The following is a 792-nucleotide window of genomic DNA, read 5'->3' as shown; positions in this document are numbered from 1 at the left end:
GGCCTAGGACACCGCCCTTTCACGGCGGTAACAGGGGTTCGACTCCCCTACGGGATACCATTGGGTCGTTAGCTCAGTTGGTAGAGCAGTTGACTTTTAATCAATTGGTCGCAGGTTCGAATCCTGCACGACCCACCATTTCTTCTTTTAGAAATGACTCTCAAGAAGGGGCTATAGCTCAGCTGGGAGAGCGCCTGCCTTGCACGCAGGAGGTCTGCGGTTCGATCCCGCATAGCTCCACCATCTTGAAAACCTTCTTCCACAAGAAGTAAAACTAATGTGGGCGATTAGCTCAGTTGGGAGAGCACCTGCCTTACAAGCAGGGGGTCACTGGTTCGAGCCCGGTATCGCCCACCATCTTTAAGCATATTTTCTTTAAATAGAAAGACGAGTGTGTTTAAAAATGGTTTTCATTAGAAAATCTAGCTCTTTAACAATTTGGAAAGCTGACAAATCAACAATTTATTGTTGATTGTAAAGTTCTCAATGTTTGTCTTTATGACAAACACCAATAAAACACATTCAAGTGTTCTTGGCTCTTGTCTTACTTTTTTAAAGTAAGGTAGAAGAAAAATTGAGTCCGGCAAAATCGAGTCTGCATCATGTCCTGTTTGTCTTCACTTTTCAAAGTGAAAGCAAAGAGTTAATTGCAGACAACTTTGGTGACTTGTTCATCAACTCGAAACTCCTTCGGGTTGTATGGTTAAGTGACTAAGCGTACACGGTGGATGCCTTGGCAGTCAGAGGCGATGAAGGACGTATTAACTTGCGATAAGCCCAGATTAGGTAGTA

General features: G+C 43.9%; 3 tRNA genes and 1 rRNA gene. All 4 read left to right on the top strand.

Annotation, left to right across the window (positions count from 1 at the left end):
* The first annotated feature begins 62 nt into the window (after positions 1-62).
* Positions 63-138, top strand: a tRNA-Lys gene (locus tag ACTS60_RS03360).
* 29 nt (positions 139-167) lie between these two features.
* Positions 168-243: transfer RNA gene (locus ACTS60_RS03355), tRNA-Ala, on the top strand.
* 38 nt (positions 244-281) lie between these two features.
* A tRNA-Val gene (locus ACTS60_RS03350) sits at positions 282-357 on the top strand.
* 344 nt (positions 358-701) lie between these two features.
* Positions 702-792 (top strand): 23S ribosomal RNA (locus tag ACTS60_RS03345); the annotation flags it as partial.

The organism is Vibrio sp. WZ-1, assembly GCF_052037695.1.
Taxonomy (GTDB): domain Bacteria; phylum Pseudomonadota; class Gammaproteobacteria; order Enterobacterales; family Vibrionaceae; genus Vibrio.
Note: the sequence above shows the minus strand (reverse complement) of the source record. Positions and strands in the feature narration are given on the sequence as shown.